The 335-nt window shown below is 66.3% G+C and carries 1 pseudogene; it reads left to right on the top strand.

From position 1 onward, the window contains the following. Positions 1–324: pseudogene (locus A3714_RS17905) on the top strand (alpha/beta hydrolase); the annotation flags it as partial. Positions 325–335 lie beyond the last annotated feature (11 nt).

Here is a 335-nt window from a genome sequence, read left to right as displayed (position 1 = left end):
GTATTCGAGCGTGGCGCGGTGCGCGCCCTGATGAGCCTGCCCGGTGCGGTGCTGGACAAGCTGTCCGCAGGCCTGGAAACCCACAGTCGCTCCCATCTGGATTCCCGCCTGCGCTTCCTGTTGGCGCTCAGCGCCGCCAAGCCGACGCTGGATAGCGGTACCGTGGAACAGGCTCGCCGCCTGTACCGGGATGTCATCAATCTGCTGGATGTGGCGCCGGTGTCTTTGCCCGTGGTGGTCGATCACCAGGTGCCGCGGGACGATGGCAGCTCGATGCGGGTGCGGCGTTATCGTCCGGCCCTGGCGCCACATCCAGCAGATTGATGACATCCCGG

It is taken from the genome of Alcanivorax sp. HI0007, assembly GCF_001635525.1.
In the GTDB taxonomy this organism is placed as follows: Bacteria; Pseudomonadota; Gammaproteobacteria; order Pseudomonadales; family Alcanivoracaceae; genus Alcanivorax.
The sequence above is the reverse complement of the archived record's forward strand: the minus strand, read 5'-3'. Positions and strand labels throughout refer to the sequence as shown.